The organism is Shewanella sp. DAU305, assembly GCF_026802235.1.
Classification (GTDB): domain Bacteria; phylum Pseudomonadota; class Gammaproteobacteria; order Enterobacterales; family Shewanellaceae; genus Shewanella; species Shewanella baltica.
Map to the genome: position 1 here is coordinate 2,028,699 of NZ_CP113808.1, position 20,198 is coordinate 2,048,896.

General features: G+C 45.4%; 17 protein-coding genes and 5 pseudogenes. 18 read left to right on the plus strand and 4 right to left on the minus strand.

Annotation, left to right across the window (positions count from 1 at the left end; translation table 11 throughout):
- Positions 1 to 78: 78 nt before the first annotated feature.
- The 16 genes from OX890_RS08610 (at position 79) to OX890_RS08685 (ending at position 15,523) form a co-directional block, all read left to right on the plus strand.
- Positions 79 to 999, plus strand: coding sequence for a chemotaxis protein CheV (locus OX890_RS08610; RefSeq protein WP_006082431.1), 921 nt, complete (start codon positions 79 to 81; stop codon positions 997 to 999).
- Positions 1,000 to 1,098: 99 nt separating this feature from the next.
- Positions 1,099 to 1,938 (plus strand): CheR family methyltransferase, encoded by an 840-nt coding sequence (locus OX890_RS08615; RefSeq protein WP_268650432.1) that lies wholly within the window; start codon positions 1,099 to 1,101, stop codon positions 1,936 to 1,938.
- A gap of 143 nt (positions 1,939 to 2,081) precedes the next feature.
- Positions 2,082 to 2,486 carry a flagellar basal body rod protein FlgB gene (flgB, locus tag OX890_RS08620; protein WP_006082429.1) on the plus strand — a complete coding sequence of 135 codons (405 nt, stop codon included), beginning with the start codon at positions 2,082 to 2,084 and terminating at the stop codon, positions 2,484 to 2,486.
- 2 nt (positions 2,487 to 2,488) lie between these two features.
- Positions 2,489 to 2,905: a flagellar basal body rod protein FlgC gene (flgC, locus tag OX890_RS08625; protein WP_006082428.1), complete on the plus strand. Its 417-nt coding sequence runs from the start codon at positions 2,489 to 2,491 to the stop codon at positions 2,903 to 2,905.
- A 24-nt stretch (positions 2,906 to 2,929) separates the two neighbouring features.
- A complete protein-coding gene (flgD, locus tag OX890_RS08630; RefSeq protein WP_012587210.1) occupies positions 2,930 to 3,700 on the plus strand; it encodes a flagellar hook assembly protein FlgD in 771 nt (256 codons plus the stop codon).
- Between the two features lie 84 nt (positions 3,701 to 3,784).
- Complete coding sequence (flgE, locus tag OX890_RS08635; RefSeq protein WP_268650433.1) at positions 3,785 to 5,146, plus strand: flagellar hook protein FlgE; 1,362 nt, start codon at positions 3,785 to 3,787, stop codon at positions 5,144 to 5,146.
- 172 nt (positions 5,147 to 5,318) lie between these two features.
- Positions 5,319 to 6,062: a flagellar basal-body rod protein FlgF gene (flgF, locus tag OX890_RS08640; protein WP_115334212.1), complete on the plus strand. Its 744-nt coding sequence runs from the start codon at positions 5,319 to 5,321 to the stop codon at positions 6,060 to 6,062.
- Between the two features lie 10 nt (positions 6,063 to 6,072).
- Positions 6,073 to 6,861, plus strand: coding sequence for a flagellar basal-body rod protein FlgG (flgG, locus tag OX890_RS08645; RefSeq protein WP_006082422.1), 789 nt, complete (start codon positions 6,073 to 6,075; stop codon positions 6,859 to 6,861).
- Positions 6,862 to 6,872: 11 nt separating this feature from the next.
- A complete protein-coding gene (flgH, locus tag OX890_RS08650; protein WP_012089711.1) occupies positions 6,873 to 7,547 on the plus strand; it encodes a flagellar basal body L-ring protein FlgH in 675 nt (224 codons plus the stop codon).
- 11 nt (positions 7,548 to 7,558) lie between these two features.
- Positions 7,559 to 8,650: a flagellar basal body P-ring protein FlgI gene (locus OX890_RS08655; RefSeq protein ID WP_268650434.1), complete on the plus strand. Its 1,092-nt coding sequence runs from the start codon at positions 7,559 to 7,561 to the stop codon at positions 8,648 to 8,650.
- Positions 8,651 to 8,667: 17 nt separating this feature from the next.
- Complete coding sequence (gene flgJ, locus OX890_RS08660; RefSeq protein ID WP_268650435.1) at positions 8,668 to 9,810, plus strand: flagellar assembly peptidoglycan hydrolase FlgJ; 1,143 nt, start codon at positions 8,668 to 8,670, stop codon at positions 9,808 to 9,810.
- Positions 9,811 to 9,850: 40 nt separating this feature from the next.
- Positions 9,851 to 11,782 (plus strand): flagellar hook-associated protein FlgK, encoded by a 1,932-nt coding sequence (flgK, locus tag OX890_RS08665; protein WP_268650436.1) that lies wholly within the window; start codon positions 9,851 to 9,853, stop codon positions 11,780 to 11,782.
- A gap of 11 nt (positions 11,783 to 11,793) precedes the next feature.
- Positions 11,794 to 13,005 (plus strand): flagellar hook-associated protein FlgL, encoded by a 1,212-nt coding sequence (flgL, locus tag OX890_RS08670; RefSeq protein ID WP_268650437.1) that lies wholly within the window; start codon positions 11,794 to 11,796, stop codon positions 13,003 to 13,005.
- A 95-nt stretch (positions 13,006 to 13,100) separates the two neighbouring features.
- Entirely contained in the window at positions 13,101 to 13,919 is an 819-nt protein-coding gene (locus OX890_RS08675; RefSeq protein WP_259582453.1) for a flagellin N-terminal helical domain-containing protein, read from the plus strand.
- A 240-nt stretch (positions 13,920 to 14,159) separates the two neighbouring features.
- On the plus strand, positions 14,160 to 14,975 hold the full coding sequence (locus OX890_RS08680) for a flagellin N-terminal helical domain-containing protein (protein WP_259582452.1): 816 nt from the start codon (positions 14,160 to 14,162) through the stop codon (positions 14,973 to 14,975).
- A gap of 161 nt (positions 14,976 to 15,136) precedes the next feature.
- Complete coding sequence (locus tag OX890_RS08685; protein WP_259582451.1) at positions 15,137 to 15,523, plus strand: flagellar protein FlaG; 387 nt, start codon at positions 15,137 to 15,139, stop codon at positions 15,521 to 15,523.
- A gap of 156 nt (positions 15,524 to 15,679) precedes the next feature.
- On the opposite strand, the pseudogene OX890_RS08690 reads toward OX890_RS08685, so the two are convergent.
- A pseudogene (locus OX890_RS08690) lies at positions 15,680 to 16,450 on the minus strand (ISAs1 family transposase); the annotation flags it as partial.
- Positions 16,451 to 16,531: 81 nt separating this feature from the next.
- On the opposite strand from OX890_RS08690, the gene OX890_RS08695 reads away from it, so the two are divergent.
- Positions 16,532 to 17,455, plus strand: a complete 924-nt coding sequence (locus OX890_RS08695) for an IS5 family transposase (RefSeq protein ID WP_268650438.1) — start codon at positions 16,532 to 16,534, stop codon at positions 17,453 to 17,455.
- Positions 17,456 to 17,565: 110 nt separating this feature from the next.
- Here OX890_RS08695 and OX890_RS08700 read toward each other — a convergent pair.
- Positions 17,566 to 17,856 (minus strand): annotated as a pseudogene (locus tag OX890_RS08700) (ISAs1 family transposase); the annotation flags it as partial.
- 133 nt (positions 17,857 to 17,989) lie between these two features.
- A pseudogene (locus OX890_RS08705) lies at positions 17,990 to 18,723 on the minus strand (IS256 family transposase); the annotation flags it as partial.
- A 75-nt stretch (positions 18,724 to 18,798) separates the two neighbouring features.
- On the opposite strand from OX890_RS08705, the pseudogene OX890_RS08710 reads away from it, so the two are divergent.
- Positions 18,799 to 19,635 (plus strand): annotated as a pseudogene (locus OX890_RS08710) (IS5 family transposase).
- A 54-nt stretch (positions 19,636 to 19,689) separates the two neighbouring features.
- Here the strand turns inward: OX890_RS08710 and OX890_RS08715 are convergent.
- Positions 19,690 to 20,193, minus strand: a pseudogene (locus OX890_RS08715) (transposase); the annotation flags it as partial.
- Between the last annotated feature and the right edge of the window lie 5 nt (positions 20,194 to 20,198).

The window sequence follows — 20,198 nt, forward strand, 5'->3', positions numbered from 1 at the left end:
ATAAGACGTAAGCAATTAATATGCCTATACTCAAACGAGTCATAGGGCCGTACATAAACAGAACAACAAGGCAGAGTTATGTCGAGTATTCTTGATTCAGTCAACAAACGAACCCAGCTCGTTGGTCAAAACCGTTTAGAATTGCTGCTTTTTAAATTAAACGGTCGTCAACGGTTTGGGATTAACGTGTTTAAGGTGAAAGAAGTACTGCAGTGCCCGCCACTGACAACTTTGCCTAAACTTAATCCTTATGTTAAAGGTGTCGCGCATATTCGCGGTACGACTATTTCAGTTATTGATCTGAGTGCGGCAACAGGTGGTAGACCTTTAGCGAGTACTGAAAACTGTTTCATCATTATTTCTGAATATAACCGTAGCGTTCAAGGTTTCTTGGTCAGTTCTGTTGAGCGGATTATCAACATGAATTGGGAAGCGATTATGCCTCCGCCGCAAGGTGCCGGTCGTTATTCTTATCTGACGGCTGTAACTGAGATAGAAGGTGAATTGGTTGAAATTCTCGATGTAGAAAAAATCTTAGATGAGATTTCACCGGTTAAAACCGCTATCAGTGAAGAAGCCAATGAAAAGCTGACCCTCGACAGAACCCAGCATTACCATATTATGGTTATCGATGATTCTGCCGTGGCGCGTAAGCAAATTATTCGTTCACTCGAGTCATTGAACTTACAAATTGATACCGCAAAAGATGGTCGAGAAGCATTAGATAAGCTTAAAGAAATCGCCAAAGAAATGGACAATGTTGCCGATGAAATCCCTCTCATTATCTCAGACATTGAGATGCCTGAAATGGATGGTTATACCCTGACCGCTGAGATCCGAGATGATCCTAAGCTCAAGCATATTAAAGTGGTACTGCACACATCGTTAAGTGGTGTATTCAATCAGGCAATGGTTCAAAAAGTGGGGGCCAATGACTTTATCGCTAAGTTTAATCCCGACGAACTGGCTGCTGCCGTGAATAAACACTTAAGTTTGTAAGTGCAGTAGTTAGTACCTAGATACGCTTTACGCTATAATCTCGACTTTATAACATGATGGTTTCGCACTGATTTTGGTGCTTGCTATAGGATTTAGGATGTGAATGTGCCAAATAAATCACTCGCTGAAGCTGAATATAATCAATTTAGGTTGTTCTTAGAGCAACACAGCGGCATCGTACTGGGTGAAAATAAGCAATATCTGGTGCTCAGTCGTCTTGCTCCTCTGATGGGGAAATATAACCTGCCATCCTTATCTGATGTGGTTAAGCATTCGATGAAGCCAACGGAACGTGCGCTTCGGGCTGAAGTGATCGATGCTATGACGACCAATGAAACCCTTTGGTTTCGTGATCGTTATCCATTTGAGTTATTGCATAACGTTTTGTTACCTGAGTATAGTCGTTTAGGTCGTCCACTTAAGATTTGGTCGGCAGCGTGTTCGTCCGGGCAAGAACCCTATTCATTGGCGATGACGATTCTTGAGTATCAACAGAAGAAGCCTGGTGCGCTTGCGGGTAGTGCGTCAATTCAAGCTACGGATTTGTCGCCTTCCATGTTGGAACGTTGCAAAAATGCTGAGTACGATAGCTTGGCATTAGCGCGCGGTTTATCCGAGGAGCGTAAGCGTCAGTTTTTTGATGCTTTGCCTTCAGGCAATATGAAGTTAAAGGATAATGTTAAGCGTTTGGTGAACTTTAGGGCACATAATCTGCTTGAAAGTTATAGCTTACTTGGTAAGTTCGACATTATTTTTTGCCGCAATGTGCTTATTTATTTTGCGCCTGAGGCAAAGGCAAAAATTTTGCGGCAATTCGCTGCCGCTCTTAATCCAAAAGGGATCCTATTTCTCGGTGCTTCTGAATCTATTGCTGGTTTAACGGATGAGTTTGACATGGTCCGTTGTAACCCTGGGATTTATTACCAGAAAAAGACTTAAGTCTACTGCTTTAAAGAAAATTACCGACATTTGTCGGTAATTTTTTACCCATCACTTGCTCATTCCTATTGTTATTCTCATTATTCCACTATGTTGGCACATTAATTGCTTTATTTCCGTGAGCAACACGAGGAGGCAATTTTATGGCGATCAATTTTGATAATGCACTGGGTGTGCATCAGTACACTCTCGGTATTAGAGCGCAGCGAGCTGAAGTCATTTCGAGCAATATCGCTAACGCCGATACGCCACATTATAAAGCCCGTGATGTTGATTTTTCTGCGGCAATGCAGGCCGCCCGTGGCCAACAACAGCAGCGTAATAGTCTTGAAATGCAAGAGTCAGACAAGCATTTTGGTCTTGCTGAGTTGACGGGTCAATTTGTTAAGTTCCGTGTGCCAAATCAACCCGATACCGGTGATGGCAATACCGTTGATATCCAACAGGAACAATCGGCATTCATGCAAAATGCCCTTGAATATCAAATGTCATTAGGCTTTTTAGACAGTAAGTTTAGTGGCATGAAGAAAGCGCTGAGAGGGGATTAATCATGAGTTTATTTAGCATATTTGATGTTGCTGGCTCGGGAATGTCGGCTCAATCGGTCAGGTTGAACACCACGGCGAGTAACATAGCTAACGCTGATTCCGTCTCGAGTAGCGTAGATAAGACCTATCGTTCTCGTCATCCTATTTTTGAAGCTGAAATGGCCAAAGCGCAAAGTCAGCAACAAGCCTCTCAAGGTGTTGCGGTAAAAGGTATTGTTGAAAGTGATCGACCACTACTAAAAGAATATTCGCCCGATCATCCAATGGCGGATGCGGACGGCTTTATTTATAAACCGAATGTTAATGTCATGGAAGAAATGGCAGATATGATTTCTGCTTCGCGCTCATATCAAATGAATGTTCAGGTCGCTGAAGCAGCTAAGTCTATGCTGCAACAAACACTTGGGATGGGTAAATAACATGTGTTACTTAGGAGGTAAGCTGTGAGCCTCATTAATCAAATTAACCAAGCATCGGCGCAGACGGCTCAAAATAAGAGTCAGTCAAATGCTGTTACGACCAATTCATCAACCAGCTCAACGGGCAATCCGTTTCTTGATGGCATACGTCTGCCAAAAGATTCGATTGTACCGGAAGCGAAAAGCCAACAGTTAACCCAAGATGATTTTTTCTCGTTATTAAGCCAACAGTTATCGATGCAGGACCCTTTTAAGCCTGTTGACAACGATCAAATGATTGCGCAGATGGCATCATTTTCGACGGTTGATGGTATCGGCAAGTTAAATGATGAAATTGTTAACTTAAACAGTGTCATGACGTCGAGCCAAGCACTGCAGGCATCGGGACTCGTTGGTCGTAAGGTATTGATTCCAACCGATACAGGCAATATTTCAGCAGAAAGCCCAACGATGAAAGGTGTGGTCAGTACCCCTGATAAAATTCCAGAGATTACTGTGCGTATCGAAGATGAGAAGGGCCAAGTTGTCACAACCTTTAAAGTCGATGGTAGCGATGGTGGTAACGTCGATGTGAACTGGGATGGTTTAGATAAGAATGGCCTGCCTGTGGTCGCAGGTAACTATACGATTAAGGCGAGTGGTTTAGTGGATGGGAAATCCCAAGAGCTGCCCGTTTCAACCTATGCTCATGTGAGTAGCGTTTCTTTAGGGACGGCCAGTACCGGCGCCATTCTTAACTTGAGAGGCGGTATGGGGATCAAGTTAACCGACGTATTAGCTGTGTCTGAAACTTAAGTTCACACAAAAATAAGTTTTTACAGAATCCGAATTGGGCGTTTGTCGCCCGCAATTGAATTGAGTCAAATGTAGAGGTGAATTATGTCGTTTAACATTGCATTGAGTGGCATTGCTGCCGCACAGAAAGATTTAAACACCACGGCGAACAACATTGCGAATGCGAACACCATTGGCTTTAAAGAATCCCGTGCTGAATTTGCGGATGTTTACGCTAATTCTATTTTTTCAAATTCCAAAACAGCTGTCGGTGGTGGTGTCGCAACGAGTCAGGTCGCCCAGCAATTCCATCAAGGCAGCTTACAGCTGACAAGTAACTCCCTTGATATGGCAATTAAAGGCGGTGGCTTCTTTGTCACTGCCTCTGAGATCGGCAGTCTTGACCATTCGTTTACTCGTGCAGGGGCATTTAAAGTCGATTCAAATAACTACATGGTTGATTCTGCTGGTAATTTTTTGCAGACGTTCCCTGTGGATAAAGATGGTAACTCGACATCGGTAAGTTTGACTACAGCTAAACCAGTGCAAATCCCTGATACTGCAGGTAGCCCAATAAAAACTGAAAATGTCAGTTTACAAATGAATCTAAATGCTAAGGAAAGTACCCTTGACCCTGCTGCATTCGATCCTCTAGACCCTAAGACATACAATAACGTTACCTCAATGACTATGTATGACTCACTCGGTGAGCCACACATCATGACAACCTATTTTGTTAAGCCTAATGATGCCTCTTATAATGGAGAGAGCAATTGGGTGGCCTATTACGCTATTGATGGTAAACAAGTCGATCTAGATGGTGCTGCAGGTACTTATCAAACGGATACTACGGGCGATGGTAATCCTGACTCAACCAGTACAGCGCAAACAACCGGCGGTTGGAAGGGCTCTGTACTCAAGTTCAATTCTGTTGGTGTCTATACCGGTAGTGATCCAGCGGTCGTTAAGACTGAGACTTTAGGTGTGGGTGGTGCAGGCGTTTTAGGTGCTGGAGCTGATGGCACTCAAGATTTAACAATCAAGTTTAATGCGCCAACTCAATATGCTGCTCCTTTTGCGGCAACAGAGTTAACACAAGACGGTACTACTGTTGGTCGTTTAACTAACGTTGAAATTGGTGCTGATGGTTTAATTACTGCAAGTTACTCGAACGGTTCAAGTGTGCCTTTAGCACGAGTTGCCTTGGTTCGATTTGCTAACGAACAAGGTTTAACACAAGTAGGTAATACGTCGTGGAAAGCCAGTTTGAATTCTGGTCCAGCTCTTGCTGGTGAGGCAAACAGTGGTACTTTTGGTAGCATCAGTTCATCGGCGTTAGAGCAATCGAACATCGATTTGACCACTGAACTGGTTGATTTAATTTCTGCGCAGCGTAATTTCCAAGCAAACTCTCGTACCCTTGAAGTGAACAACACGCTGCAACAAACCGTATTACAAATCCGCTAATCATTACATTGTATGACTAAGTGTTGCCGCCAGTGGCAACACTTAGCCTTTATCCTGCTGTCAATTCACTTCATTTCCCTATTCTTCAATTCTATCAGTAAATTAAAAGTCAATTTTGTTGGCATGATGCTTGCTTTGCTATTGTCATGTAGAAAATTTGACGGAGCAGTCTGTGGACAAATTCCTTTATGTCGCCATGAGTGGCGCCAAGCAAAATATGAATGAGCTGGCGCTCCGTGCGAACAACTTAGCCAACGCGAATACCGACGGTTTTAAATCCGATATGGCGCAAGCTCGCTCGATGCAAGCCTTCGGTGAAGGATTGCCGACAAGGGTGTTTGCGATGACAGAATCTCCGTCAGCAAATTTTCGCTCAGGTCCAATAAAAACGACTGGACGAGATCTCGATGTTGCCATTAAAGGCGACGGCTGGTTTGCCGTGCAGGCAAAAGATGGCAGTGAAGCCTATACCCGCTCTGGCAGTTTAAGTTTTGACTCCACAGGTTTATTACACAATGACAGGGGAAATCCTGTTATGGGTGATGCGGGTCCCATAGTGTTGCCACTTCCTATCGAGAAAGTTTCAATTTCTCAGGATGGCATTATTTCTGTGCGACCTCAGGGCGCTACCGCTGAAGTGGTGGAAGAAGTTGGTCGCTTGAAACTCGTTAATCCCGGCAATGCGCAGATGATGCGTGGTGAAGATGGATTATTTCGACAAATGTCAGGAGAACCAGCACCAGCCGATCCTTTCGTCGCAGTTGAAAGTGGCGCAGTGGAAGGCAGTAACGTAAATCCAGTCGATGAAATGGTGTCTTTGATTGACCTTCAGCGTCAGTTTGAATTGCAAGTCAAGATGATGAAAACCGCGGAAGAAAATGATCGCGCTTCATCTTCATTAATGCGTATTAGTTAGGAGATAGATTATGCATCCGGCGTTATGGATTAGTAAAACTGGCTTAGACGCACAGCAAACTGACATTGCAGTGATCTCGAACAACGTGGCGAACGCCAGCACTGTGGGTTACAAGAAAAGCCGCGCAGTATTTGAAGATTTGCTTTACCAAACAGTTAACCAAGCGGGCGGTGTCAGTTCTTCTAACACTAAGTTGCCTAATGGATTAAACATAGGCGCGGGTACCAAAGTCGTTGCCACACAGAAAATGTTTACCCAAGGCAACATGCTGACTACGGATAACTCATTGGATCTGATGATTGAAGGCCCAGGTTTTTTTGAAATTCAGCTACCCGATGGTACTGCAGCCTATACCCGAAATGGTCAGTTTACCTTAGACGATACGGGCCAGATTGTGACGCCAGGTTCTGGCTACGTGCTGCAACCCGCGATCACGATTCCTGACAATGCGACCAGTATTACCGTTTCCGCTGAGGGTGAAGTTTCAGTGAAAACCCCTGGTACTGCAGATAACCAAGTTGTGGGTCAGTTGACTATGACGGATTTTATTAATCCATCCGGTCTGGATCCTATGGGGCAAAACTTATACACGGAAACCGGTGCGAGTGGCACGCCAATTCAAGGTACTGCTTCGTTAGATGGCATGGGAGCGATTCGTCAAGGCGCCTTAGAAACCTCTAACGTTAACGTGACCGAAGAACTTGTGAACCTTATCGAAAGTCAGCGCATTTACGAGATGAACTCTAAAGTGATTTCAGCGGTAGATCAGATGCTGTCTTACGTGACTCAAAATTTATAGAGGCAAACATCATGGCTAGATATCTTGTGTTGGCCGTCGCGTTATTGCTTGCAGCTTGTAGCTCGACGCAAAAGAAACCCCTTGCGGATGATCCCTTTTATGCGCCGGTATACCCAGAGGCACCGCCGACAAAAATTGCCGCGACTGGTTCTATTTATCAAGACAGTCAAGCATCTAGCTTGTATTCGGACATACGTGCTCACAAAGTTGGCGACATTATCACTATCGTTTTGAAAGAGTCGACTCAAGCTAAGAAGAGTGCAGGCAATCAGATCAAAAAAGGCTCTGACATGAGCTTAGATCCTATCTTCGCCGGTGGTAGTAATATCTCCGTTGGCGGAGTGCCAATTGATTTACGTTATAAAGATAGCATGAACACTAAACGTGAATCGGATGCGGATCAGAGTAATAGTTTAGATGGCAGCATTTCGGCAAACGTGATGCAAGTGCTGAACAACGGCAGCTTAGTGATCCGCGGTGAAAAATGGATCTCAATTAACAATGGTGATGAGTTTATTCGCGTCACTGGTCTGGTTCGCTCGCAGGACATTAAACCCGATAACACTATCGATTCAACGCGAATGGCCAATGCCCGTATTCAATACAGTGGCACAGGTACTTTCGCAGATGCTCAAAAAGTGGGCTGGTTAAGCCAGTTCTTTATGAGCGACTGGTGGCCCTTCTAAGGAGTCGTATCATGAAATATAAACTGGTGTTAGCCGTTGCCCTGCTAGTGTTTTCTCTACCTAGTCAGGCTGAACGAATTAAAGATATTGCCAATGTGCAGGGCGTACGCAGTAACCAGTTGATCGGTTATGGCTTAGTGGTTGGTTTGCCGGGAACGGGTGAAAAAACCAGTTATACCGAACAAACCTTTATGACTATGCTGAAAAATTTCGGCATTAATCTTCCTGACAACGTCAAACCAAAGATTAAAAACGTCGCTGTGGTTGCCGTACATGCGGATATGCCTGCCTTTATAAAACCGGGTCAAGATCTTGACGTCACCGTATCTAGCTTAGGCGAAGCCAAAAGTTTACGCGGTGGCACATTATTGCAAACCTTTTTGAAAGGTGTTGACGGTAATGTGTATGCCATAGCCCAAGGCAGCTTAGTGGTTAGTGGTTTTAGTGCCGATGGTTTAGATGGTTCAAAGGTGATCCAAAATACTCCAACAGTTGGCCGTATACCCAATGGCGCGATTGTCGAGCGCAGTGTAGCGACCCCATTTTCAACTGGCGATTATTTGACGTTTAACTTACGTCGTTCTGATTTTTCTACCGCACAACGGATGGCCGATGCGATTAATGAGCTATTAGGCCCTGATATGGCGCGTCCTTTAGACGCGACATCTGTGCAGGTCAGTGCTCCGCGTGATGTATCACAACGGGTGTCTTTTTTAGCTACGCTTGAAAACCTCGATGTTATTCCCGCAGAAGAATCTGCCAAAGTGATCGTTAACTCACGCACTGGAACCATAGTGGTTGGGCAAAACGTGCGTTTACTCCCTGCGGCGATTACCCATGGCGGCATGACAGTCACGATTGCTGAGGCAACCCAGGTTTCACAGCCAAACGCCTTGGCCAATGGTCAAACAACCGTCACGAGCAATAGTACGATTACAGCGACAGAAAGTGACCGCCGTATGTTTATGTTTAATCCTGGCACTACGCTGGATGAGCTGGTTAGAGCGGTTAACTTGGTCGGTGCCGCCCCCTCAGATGTGTTAGCAATACTGGAAGCGTTAAAAGTGGCAGGAGCTTTGCATGGTGAACTTATCATCATCTAATTTCTGTCGGGAAAATCATGGAAAAGCTTTCAAGTTCATCACATTTTCTTGACCTGGGCGGATTAGATTCACTCCGCGCCCAGGCTCAGAAGGATGAGAAGGGCGCCTTGAAAAAGGTCGCCCAACAATTTGAAGGTATTTTCGTGCAAATGCTGATGAAAAGTATGCGCGATGCCAATGCGGTTTTTCAGTCTGATAGTCCTCTCAATAGCCAATACACTAAGTTTTACGAGCAGATGCGCGATCAGCAGTTATCGGTCGATTTATCTGACAAAGGGGTATTGGGCCTTGCCGATATGATGGTGCAGCAACTCTCCCCTGAAACCAGTCATTTCACGCCAGCATCGGTATTACGCGACGATGGCGGTATGAAAATGCTCCATGATGCTAAAGCGCTTAACGTGCCAATGCAGAGTGCAGTCGCGCCAGCGGCTGAATCCACAGTTGTTAACCATGGTGTCCCTGCTGCAATTGCTCGACCAATATTTGAGCCCGATAGAGCCATGGATGCAAACTCATCAATGGACATTGATACGCCTAATCGTTTACTGGCGATTGATACACCTAAGCCAAGCTGGAGCGAACAGTCACTTTCTGTCGTCGACCCCGTAATTAGCGGCCAAGTTTTGCCGACGGCCGCCTTTAGGGAAACCCAGAAGATAGTCCGCTTCGGTAGTCGCGAAGAGTTTTTGGCGACCTTGTACCCACATGCCGAAAAAGCGGCAAAAGCATTAGGCACTCAACCAGAAGTATTGTTGGCGCAATCGGCTCTTGAAACCGGCTGGGGACAAAAAATTGTTCGCGGCAATAACGGCGCGCCAAGTCATAACCTATTCAATATTAAAGCTGATCGCCGTTGGCAGGGCGATAAGGCGAACGTCAGCACCTTAGAATTCGAACACGGTGTGGCAGTGCAGCAAAAAGCCGACTTCCGTGTTTACAGTGACTTTGAGCATAGCTTCAACGATTTTGTGTCCTTCATTGCAGAAGGCGATCGTTATCAAGATGCGAAGAAAGTGGCGGCGTCCCCAACTCAGTTTATTCGAGCTTTGCAGGATGCGGGTTATGCCACAGATCCTAGATATGCTGAAAAAGTCATTAAAGTGATGCAGTCCATCAGTGAAGAGCTGAAATCAATTCTGCCAGGAGAAGACAAATGATGAACCTTACAACCCTGTTTGTTCATAGGAGTGTCAACTAATGGCCGTTGATCTGCTGAATATTGCGCGAACTGGGGTGCTTGCCTCCCAGTCGCAACTGGGTGTCACCAGTAATAACATTGCTAACGCCAATACCGCGGGTTATCACAGACAAGTGGCAACTCAGTCGACTCTAGAATCACAGCGTTTAGGCAATAGCTTTTATGGCACAGGAACTTACGTTAATGACGTTAAGCGAATCTACAATGACTATGCCGCAAGAGAGTTGCGGATTGGCCAAACAACGCTCAGTGCCGCCGAAGCCAGCTACGGTAAATTGAGTGAACTCGATCAGCTATTTTCACAAATAGGCAAAGTTGTGCCACAAAGCTTAAATGACCTGTTTGCAGGTATGAATAGCGTAGCGGACTTACCTGCAGATTTGGGTATCCGCAGCTCGACCTTAACGAATGCGCAGCAAGTCGCGAGCAGCCTGAATCAGATGCAGTCTTATTTGAATGGCCAGCTCGATCAGACGAATGATCAGATAACTGGCATGACCAAGCGTATTAATGAGATAGGTACTGAGCTGGCCAACTTAAACCTAGAGTTGATGAAGTCGCCGAATCAAGATGCGCAGCTGCTCGATAAGCAAGATGCACTCGTTCAAGAGTTGAGTCAGTACGCCCAAGTGAATGTTATCCCGCAAGAAAATGGCGCCAAGAGTATTATGCTCGGTGGCTCTGTGATGTTGGTTTCCGGTGAGATTGCCATGAGTATGGGCACTCAAGCGGGTAACCCATTTCCCAAAGAGTTACAGCTTAACTCAAGTATTGGCTCGCAAAGCGTTACTGTTGACCCAAGTAAACTGGGTGGTCAGCTAGGAGCCATGTTTGATTATCGTGACCAGACGTTAATTCCCGCGGGTCATGAGCTTGACCAATTAGCTTTGGGCGTGGCTGATAACTTCAACAAAATGCAAGCGCAAGGCATTGACCTCAATGGGCAAGTCGGCGCCAATATCTTCAAAGATATCAACGATCCTATGATGTCCTTGGGTCGTGTAGCAGGTTTTTCTGATAATGCGGGCAATGCAACGTTAGGCGTTACCATAGATGACACCAGTCTATTAACTGGCGGTGCCTACGAGCTGTCATGTGTCAGTACTGTGCCTGCCACTTATGAATTGAGAGATACAGAAACGGGGGGGATAACACCGCTGACGTTAACGGGCTCGACGTTATCGGGTGGTGCTGGATTTTCAATTGACATAAAAGCAGGCGCAATGTCGTCGGGGGATCGTTTTGCCATTCGCCCAACAGCGGGCGCCTCAAATGGCATTGAAGTGGTCATGAAAGACCCTAAAGGCATTGCCGCCGCATCCCCAAAGATTACCGCTGATGCCGCTAACTCGGGTAATACTCAAGTTAAGTTGACTCAAATTGGCAATCGCAATGTCGCAAATTTCCCTGTGACGGGCAGTGAATTGACGATAAAGCTCGACACTACTGCAGTACCTCCAACCTATGAAGCATTCGATGCCGCAGGAACATCACTTGGGGCTGCTACAACTTATACCCCACCGAGTATCAGCGCTTTTGGCTTTACCTTTGAAGTGGATAGCAAAGCGGCTGCAGGCAATGACAGATTTACCTTCGATTTATCCTTTGCCGAGGGCGATAACTCCAATGCTGTTGCTATGGCTAAAGTGAGCGAAAGTAAAGTGATGAATAATGGCAAATCGACCTTAGCGGATGTGTTCGAGAACACTAAGTTAGACATCGGCAGTAAAACGAAAGCGGCCGAAGTGCGTACAGGTTCGGCAGAGGCCGTGTATCAGCAAGCTTATGCGCGAGTAGAGAGTGAGTCGGGCGTGAACTTAGATGAAGAAGCAGCAAATTTAATGCGTTTTCAACAAGCTTATCAAGCCTCTGCGCGGATCATGACGACCGCACAGCAGATTTTTGACACCTTATTATCCTCAGTGCGTTAGGAGATTTAACTATGCGATTATCATCCGCGCAGATCTTTAATCAAAGCATTACCAGTGTGCTGCAAAAGCAAACTGCGACCAGCAAAATTCTTGAACAACTGAGCAGCGGTAAGAAAGTCAATACTGCCGGTGATGATCCTGTGGCGTCACAGGGTATCGATAATCTGAATCAGAAAAATGCACTCGTCGATCAGTTTATGAAGAACATTGATTATGCGACGAATCGTCTTGCTGTGACTGAAAGCAAACTCGGTAGCGCTGAAGATCTAACTGGCTCGATGCGTGAGCAAGTTGTGCGCGCGATAAACGGCACACTATCTGGAACTGAGCGGCAAATGATTGCCGATGAGATGAAAGGCAGCTTGGAAGAGTTGCTTTCTATTGCGAATAGTAAGGATGAATCTGGCAATTATATGTTCTCCGGTTTCAGTACCGATAAAGAGCCTTTTGCTTTTGATAACTCGACGCCGCCTAAAATTGTGTATAGCGGTGATTCTGGCGTCAGAAATAGTTTAGTGCAAACGGGTGTGGCTATGGGGACAAACATCCCTGGCGATAGCGCGTTTATGAAAGCACCCAATGGATTTGGTGATTATAGCGTCAATTATTTGGCCAGCCAGCAGGGTGAGTTTAGCGTTAAAACGGCAAAAATTGCTGACGCTGCAACTTATGTGGCTGATACATATACGTTTAACTTTACAGATAATGGCGCTGGTGGCACGAATTTACAAGTGCTCGATTCTGCCAATAATCCTGTCGCAAACGTCGCTAATTTTGATGCGACCAATCCCGTTAGTTTTAATGGTATAGACGTTAAAATTGATGGAAAACCCAGCGCTGGCGATAGTTTCACTATGGAACCCCAGGCCGAGGTCAGTATTTTCGATACGATCAGCAGTGCGATAGCACTAATTGAAGCCCCTAATTCGGCTAACACACCCCAGGGACGAGCTCAGTTGGCACAGATATTGGATAACATCGATAGTGGCGTCAATCAAATTAGTTCTGCCAGAAGTGTGGCGGGAAATAATCTGAAAGTTGTCGAAAGTTACACAGAGACACATACCGAGGAGAAAGTGGTGAACACTTCAGCACTATCACTCTTGGAAGATCTCGATTATGCATCAGCGATTACGGAATTTGAAAAGCAACAGCTTGCATTGAACGCAGTCTCTAGCGTGTTTAGTAAAGTGGGTTCTGTTTCCCTGTTTGACTTTATTTAACAGAAAGCACCATACCCAAGATCTGTAAGATAATTTGTTAACAATTTTAGCCAAGCTCCAAGCCTTGGCAGTATAACTAGGAAGAGGAACTCAACATGGCTATTACCGTTAATACTAACGTAACATCCTTAAAAGCACAGAAAAACTTGAATACGTCAAGTGGTGCCTTAGCAACATCAATGGAACGCTTGTCCAGCGGTCTTCGTATTAACAGTGCGAAAGATGACGCGGCAGGTTTAGCTATTTCTAACCGGTTGAACTCGCAAGTTCGTGGTTTGGAAGTTGGTATGCGTAACGCCAATGATGGTATTTCAGTTGCACAGGTAGCTGAAGGTGCTATGCAAGAGCAAACAAATATGCTGCAGCGTATGCGTGACCTAGCAGTACAATCAGTTAACGGTGCAAACTCCACCAGTGATAAAGATGCACTACAAGCTGAGATTGATCAGTTGACCTCAGAAATTACGGCGATTTCTAACTCTACAGCGTTTGGTGATACTAAATTATTGAGTGGTGGATTTACCGCCAAAAATTTCCAAGTAGGCCATCAAGAGGGAGAAACAATATCAATAACGATAACAGCTACAGATGCTACTACTTTAGGTGTTAATGCTTTAGTTGTGTCTAATGATGGCGCAGCATCAACCGCGATAGCTGCAATTGATTCAGCATTAACTAGTATTGATACTCAACGGGCTAAGTTAGGTGCCGTACAAAATCGCTTAGCTCATAATATTAGTAACAGTGCTAATACTCAGGCTAACGTGGCTGATGCAAAATCGCGTATTGTGGACGTTGATTTTGCGAAAGAAACTGCCACGATGACTAAGAACCAAGTGTTACAACAAACGGGTTCGAGCATGTTAGCACAGGCTAATCAGCTTCCCCAGGTAGCATTATCTCTACTTGGTTAATAAAGCTTACCACTGATTGTGGATAAATGTTGTTGCCTGCACATTAGTTATGTCGAAAGATAAGCTAATTGATATGCAGGCAAGCCTTTTTATTAGTTCGCAATTAATTTTATGTAAAAAGATAAAAAAATTCTAAAGATAAAATAATAGTGGCCGTTATATAAACTGTAACCAATAAGACCGGCCTGGCTTAACGAGGCAGGTAAGTAGATTTAGCCAGGAATAAAGAGGAATCGCATCATGGCCATTACAGTCAATACTAACGTCACATCATTAAAAGCTCAGAAAAATTTGAATTCGTCAAGTGGCGCGTTAGCTACTTCAATGGAGCGTTTATCTTCTGGTTTGCGTATCAACAGTGCAAAAGACGACGCTGCAGGTTTGGCAATTTCGAACCGTTTGAATAGCCAAGTACGGGGTCTCGAAGTTGGGATGCGTAACGCTAACGATGGGATCTCTGTTGCTCAAATCGCGGAAGGTGCGATGCAAGAGCAGACTAACATGCTTCAACGCATGCGAGACTTAGCCGTACAAGCAACTAACGGGGCTAATTCCACCAGTGATAAAGATGCTCTTCAAGCTGAAATTGATCAGTTAGCCTCCGAAATTACAGCTATTTCTCAGACAACAGCTTTTGGTGATACTAAATTGTTGAGTGGCGGGTTTGCTTCTAAAAACTTCCAAGTAGGTCATCAGGAAGGCGAAACAATCTCAATAACAATAGCTAGTACAGATGCTGCTACTTTGGGTGTTAGTGCGTTAGTTGTGTCTAATGATGCTGCAGCATCAACCTCGATAACCGCAATTGATGCAGCGTTATCTAGCATTGATACTCAGCGGGCGAAGTTAGGTGCGACTCAAAATCGCCTTGCGCATAATATTAGTAACAGCGCGAATACCCAAGCTAACGTTGCAGATGCGAAAAGTCGTATCGTAGATGTGGACTTTGCTAAAGAAACATCTGCAATGACCAAGAATCAGGTGCTCCAACAAACGGGTTCCGCTATGTTGGCACAGGCGAATCAGTTGCCACAGGTAGCGTTATCGCTACTGTAACCTGTCTTAGTTGTAACATTGAAGTGCTTAGGGGAGGTTCGGGAACGTGCCTCCCTTTGTTCTATTAATGTTCGTTGATTGATTTTTCGTTCGTTTTGATACGTAAAATTAAGGTAAACGAGATAGTTGATAAAATGGGTCTCTTGAGGAGATATAGGGCTATGGATATTAATTTAATAAGTTCGTCCACAGCAGGTACTAGACTTGATACAGGTGGTGCACCAGCATTGAAGCCATCATTGCAAGGTGTTGAAACTGAAAATAAGTCGTTCATTGAGCCCGTTGAACAGGTTGATACGTCGACAGTTGCTGAAAAAACGGTTTCGCAGGAAAAACTTGAGCAAGTTGCTAGCGAGTTATCTGATATGATGTCATTGATGCGAAAAGGTCTAGTTTTTAAAGTTGATGATAATTCAGGAGTTAATGTTGTTAGTGTGATGGATATTGATTCTGGAGACGTGATCCGTCAGATCCCAAGTGAAGAAGCATTAGAATTGTCTGAGAAGTTATCAGAAGTCACAGGTTTTCTAGTGAAAACAGATGCATAGAAAAATGCTTGGCGAAAACTCTGCCAGGATAAAAAGATTGAAAATGGCTTTGTAGAGATAACAAAATTAAGAGACTATAAAATCTTTTGTGTAAGTGGCTGTTTATCTTAATGATACACGAACGCCGTGAGGCCAGGGCGTCCGCATGAGTGTGCATTAATTCACCACTGATGCAAATCCAGCCAAGAGGACGCTCTCCAGAAACCCTGTATTCATCATGCAGCGCTTCTGCTTCATCGGTATGCTGATTTGGGTAGACTCTGCTCGTAGCATGTTCAGTGACATATGACGTAAACAAGCGACATTTTCTGCCGCATTCTCCCGATAAATTTGGCAGGTATCTTCGCCAAATGTTACATCAAGGATCCAATAAATTGCCTCGATCCCCCAATGTGCCCGGACCGCTTGACTGGTTTCCTCAGCCGTTAGCGCTTTGGAACTGATGTAATATCGGTACTCCAGCGTCGGTTTTTTGCCTTTTTCGGCTCGGAAATTTTCCACCATGACGATGCTAGATAGCCCAGTCCAACTAGAAAAGTTACCTTCCAGTTGCTCTGCACTGAGTACGTGACATGTCCGGGATTCTACTCGACCGTGATGCTTTTCGGTTTGCCATTGGTCCATGTCTACGGCAGCTTGCCTATGTGAGCTAAAGGCGGCTCGTACCGCCTTGGCCAACCGTTCCTGATTGCCTTTTACCGCCAATAGATAGTCGTCACCTTGCTGGACGATGGCTTTGGCGATTTTGGTTTGACAGGCCATCGCATCAATGGTGACGAGAGCGCCCCGAAGATCCAGCATTTGGATCAGCTCAGGGATGGCAGTGATCTCGTTGCTTTTGTCGTTGGTTTTCAGTTGTCCCAACACCATCTGATTTGTCGATGCATAGGCGCTGATCATGTGAATCGTGCTGTAGCGATCATCTCGGGGCTTTGTTTCCTAAATAGGTTGAACTAAAACCGTAGCCGCAGATCTGATCGGCATCGCCTATCAACTTACCCATCAGCCATGTCAAAACCTCGCTATAAAACAACCAACAGGAAGCAATACAACCAAGCCTTAATCAACCGCGGTTCACTTACCTTCTGGATTGATGAGGATGCAATTGCTAAGTGGAAAGCCAAAGTCGAGCAGCCCAAGAAAGGTCGCCCTCAAGTGTTTAGCGACTTAGCCATTACCACTGCGCTGATGGTTAAGCGTATTTTCTCTATGCCACTGAGAGCCTTACAGGGCTTTATCAATTCGGTGTTTAAACTGGGTGACATCCCATTATCTTGCCCGCATTACACCTGCATCAGTAAACGCGCGAAAACGGTCAATATTGCTTTTAAAACCAAGACTCGCGGCGCCATTGAGCACTTAGCTATCGACTCGACAGGCTTGAAGGTCTATGGCGAAGGTGAGTGGAAAGTGAAGAAACATGGTACAGATGGAAAGCGCCGAGTGTGGCGTAAACTGCATATTGCCGTAGATACACATAGCCATGAAATTATTGCCGCAGAACTCAGTTTATCAGGTGTCACAGACGCTGAAGTGATGCCCAATTTACTTAAGCAAACCCATCGAAAAATCCGCAATAACTCGGGTGATGGTGCTTACGACACGAAAGCCTGTCACGAAGCCGTTCGTCGAAAACGCGCTTTAGTGCTCATTCCACCTAGGGAAGGTGCTGCGCAATGGGAACAAGGGCATCCACGAAACTTAGCCGTCAGTTGGCAACAGCTTCATGGCTCAAATAAGCAATGGAAAAAACGGTATGGTTATCATCGCCGTTCAATCTCAGAAACCGCCATGTACAGGATAAAACAACTGCTAGGAGGCACGTTGAGCATGCGGAATTATAACGCTCAGGTGGGAGAAACTTACGCGATGATTAGCGCTTTGAACAAGCTTACTGGGCTAGGTATGCCTGAAACCCACTACGTAGCTTGATATTTGAATAATGATGAGAGTTTTGTTCGCTGACTCGATTTAGAAAACAAAGCCTCATCTAGGTTGTAAGAACCCCGCAGGGTTTTACCATCAATGGCGATCAGGCGTTACACCGCCTGCATCCAATCGAGAAAACATTGCCGAAAGGCCTGTGGTCCAATGGTGGCGATAAGGCGTGCGAAGGTGTCATCGACCGGGACACCTTTTTCAAATAACTGGTGACGACGAAACCATTCATGGTGACCCAGAACGTATTCACGAATGTCCGTCCAACCACGAGCCCCCGCAATGACGGCACAGAGTGCACCAAACAGAACATCAAATAATGGATAGTCGATCTTGGCACTCTGCCGATTGTCTTGGATGATACTGAAATGTGTTTTGATGCTGTCAATAACCATGCTGGTACTCCCAAAAAGAGAGCATAAGATCACAGTCCGAGCTGCAGGTCAATCAGATGGGGGAATTGGTCAATAAACATTCATGATCTTGCCCTGGCCGTGAGGCTGTTCATAATTCTGTGTCAGGTTAATTTCACAGAGCGATATGGTTTTCTAAGCGCCCCTCAAAATGGATTGAGAGCTGTGATAGCGTCAAATTCCAGTTTTGGATGGGGTGAGTCCAGCGCTCAGAGGCCTTCAATATACCCGCGTAAAGCAGCTTGAGTAAACTGTTTCGTTAGCAAAACCGCCCTTCGTTTTGGTCAATTTCCTGAATTGTCGATGTACCGCTTCAACCGCATTGGTGGTGTAGATAGCGGTGCGAACGTAGTCAGGGTATTTGAAATAAACCGATAGTAGCGCCCATTTGTTACGCCATGATTTAATCACCACGGGGTATTTATCGCCCCATTTTGTCTCGAGCTCATCCAGTGCCATCTCGGCCGCATTCAAGGTGGCAGCCTTATAAACGCAATTTAAATCCGCCATGAAGGCCTTTTGATGCTTTGAAGCAACATACTTCATCGAGTTGCGAATTTGGTGGATAACACACAACTGCACTTCCGTCTGCGGGTAAATGGTTTCAATCGCTTCAGGAAAGCCTTTAAGGCCATCCACACAGGCGATGAGGATGTCTTTAACGCCACGATTATACAGGTCGGTTAGCACGCTTAACCAATGGTGAGCGCCTTCATTATCAGACAGATATAAGCCTAACAGCTCTTTTTTACCTTCGACATTAAGCGCCAAAATAATGTAAACCGCGTTGCTGGTAAAGCGGCCATTCTCTTTGATTTTATAGTGAATGGCATCGAGCCATATGACGGGGCGTTGTTGAACAAATCAGTGAACTAATTGGCGTTGCCGTGATCAGATCTCCTGACTCACTTTCAGGACGGTAACATGGGCAAATCAATACGTAAAATCGTTAATTGGAAGCAATACAACCAAGCGTTAGTGAACCGTGGTTCGCTCACCTTCTGGGTGGATGAAAACGCGTGGTACTGACATGAGCATCATGGCGGGCGTGGACGCGAGTTTAGCTATAGTGATGTGGCGATTGAAACCGCGTTGATGGTCAAAGGCATCTTTAATTTATCGTTGCGTGCGCTAGAAGGCTTTCTCAACTCTTTGTTTACGTTGATGAGCGTGCCACTTAAATCCCCCGATTACACTTCTATCAGTAAACGCGCTAAGACAGTCAATATCAAGTACCGCAACCCCAGTCGCGGACCGATAGCGCATGTGGTTGTCGATGCCACGGGCCTGAAAGTGTTTGGTGAAGGCGAATGGAAAACGCGCAAGCATGGCAGCGAAAAACGCCGCACATGGCGCAAGTTGCACTTAGCCATAGATGCAAGCACTCACGAAGTCGTTGCCGCTGAAGTCAGCCTTGTGTCAGTAGGCGATAATGAAGTACTGCCGACCTTGCTCAATCCTTTACGGCGAAAGATAGCGCAGGTATCGGCAGATGGGGCTTATGATACAAAGGGTTGTTATCAATTACTGCTACGTAAAGGCTGCAAAGCTACCATCCCACCCCGCTCAAATGCGGGGTTATGGGAAAAAGGGTATCCACGCAATGAAGCCGTAGAAGCACTGAAAGCGGGTCAGCTGAAACAATGGAAAATCGATAACGGCTATCACCAGCGCTCTCTAGCAGAGACCGCCATGGGCCGATATAAACAGTTGAATAGTCCAATGCTAAGTTTACGTGATTACAATGGGCAAGTTGCTTAATCGACCAGAAGTATTGGAACGATTACGTTCTATGAAATGATTTAATCAACAACGCCATATGACGGGGTAAAGCGGTTCTTGTTCGCGTTCCCGCCATGCTTGAAGCTCAGGTAATAACTTATCAGTAATGGCGTTCACCGTGCCGTTAGACACCGACATGCCGTACATGTCTTCGATATGCGCGCGAATATCTTGATAGCTGGAGCCTAATGAAAATAAGCCAATGATTTTACGCTCCATTTCATCGGTAAGTTGGGTTTGGTGCTTTTTGACTAATTGAGGTTCGAAGCTGCCATTACGGTCACGCGGCGTTTCAAGCTCAATGTCGCCGTAAATAGTGCGTACTGATTTACGACTTTCACCATTACGAGAGTTGCCAGTATTTTTGCCGGTCGCATCATGTTTGGCATAGCCAAGATGCTGCTCCATCTCTGCTTCAAGAGCACGCTCAGCAAGCTTTTTAGTCAACTGCTTAAGGATACCTTGCTCACCAAACAGGTCTTCAGGGGATTTATAATTAGCCAATAACTGATCGATAAGCTGGTCTGATACTGGCATTCTTT

What these genes read in the sequence shown, in the direction of transcription:
- flgL (WP_268650437.1), top strand. Translation starts at nt 11,794, where the DNA reads ATGCGATTATCATCCGCGCAGATCTTTAATCAAAGCATTACCAGTGTG.
- flgC (WP_006082428.1), top strand. Translation starts at nt 2,489, where the DNA reads ATGAGTTTATTTAGCATATTTGATGTTGCTGGCTCGGGAATGTCGGCT.
- flgE (WP_268650433.1), top strand. Translation starts at nt 3,785, where the DNA reads ATGTCGTTTAACATTGCATTGAGTGGCATTGCTGCCGCACAGAAAGAT.
- OX890_RS08655 (WP_268650434.1), top strand. Translation starts at nt 7,559, where the DNA reads ATGAAATATAAACTGGTGTTAGCCGTTGCCCTGCTAGTGTTTTCTCTA.
- OX890_RS08680 (WP_259582452.1), top strand. Translation starts at nt 14,160, where the DNA reads ATGGCCATTACAGTCAATACTAACGTCACATCATTAAAAGCTCAGAAA.
- OX890_RS08685 (WP_259582451.1), top strand. Translation starts at nt 15,137, where the DNA reads ATGGATATTAATTTAATAAGTTCGTCCACAGCAGGTACTAGACTTGAT.
- flgH (WP_012089711.1), top strand. Translation starts at nt 6,873, where the DNA reads ATGGCTAGATATCTTGTGTTGGCCGTCGCGTTATTGCTTGCAGCTTGT.
- OX890_RS08610 (WP_006082431.1), top strand. Translation starts at nt 79, where the DNA reads ATGTCGAGTATTCTTGATTCAGTCAACAAACGAACCCAGCTCGTTGGT.
- flgJ (WP_268650435.1), top strand. Translation starts at nt 8,668, where the DNA reads ATGGAAAAGCTTTCAAGTTCATCACATTTTCTTGACCTGGGCGGATTA.
- OX890_RS08675 (WP_259582453.1), top strand. Translation starts at nt 13,101, where the DNA reads ATGGCTATTACCGTTAATACTAACGTAACATCCTTAAAAGCACAGAAA.
- OX890_RS08695 (WP_268650438.1), top strand. Translation starts at nt 16,532, where the DNA reads ATGTCAAAACCTCGCTATAAAACAACCAACAGGAAGCAATACAACCAA.
- flgB (WP_006082429.1), top strand. Translation starts at nt 2,082, where the DNA reads ATGGCGATCAATTTTGATAATGCACTGGGTGTGCATCAGTACACTCTC.
- flgK (WP_268650436.1), top strand. Translation starts at nt 9,851, where the DNA reads ATGGCCGTTGATCTGCTGAATATTGCGCGAACTGGGGTGCTTGCCTCC.
- flgG (WP_006082422.1), top strand. Translation starts at nt 6,073, where the DNA reads ATGCATCCGGCGTTATGGATTAGTAAAACTGGCTTAGACGCACAGCAA.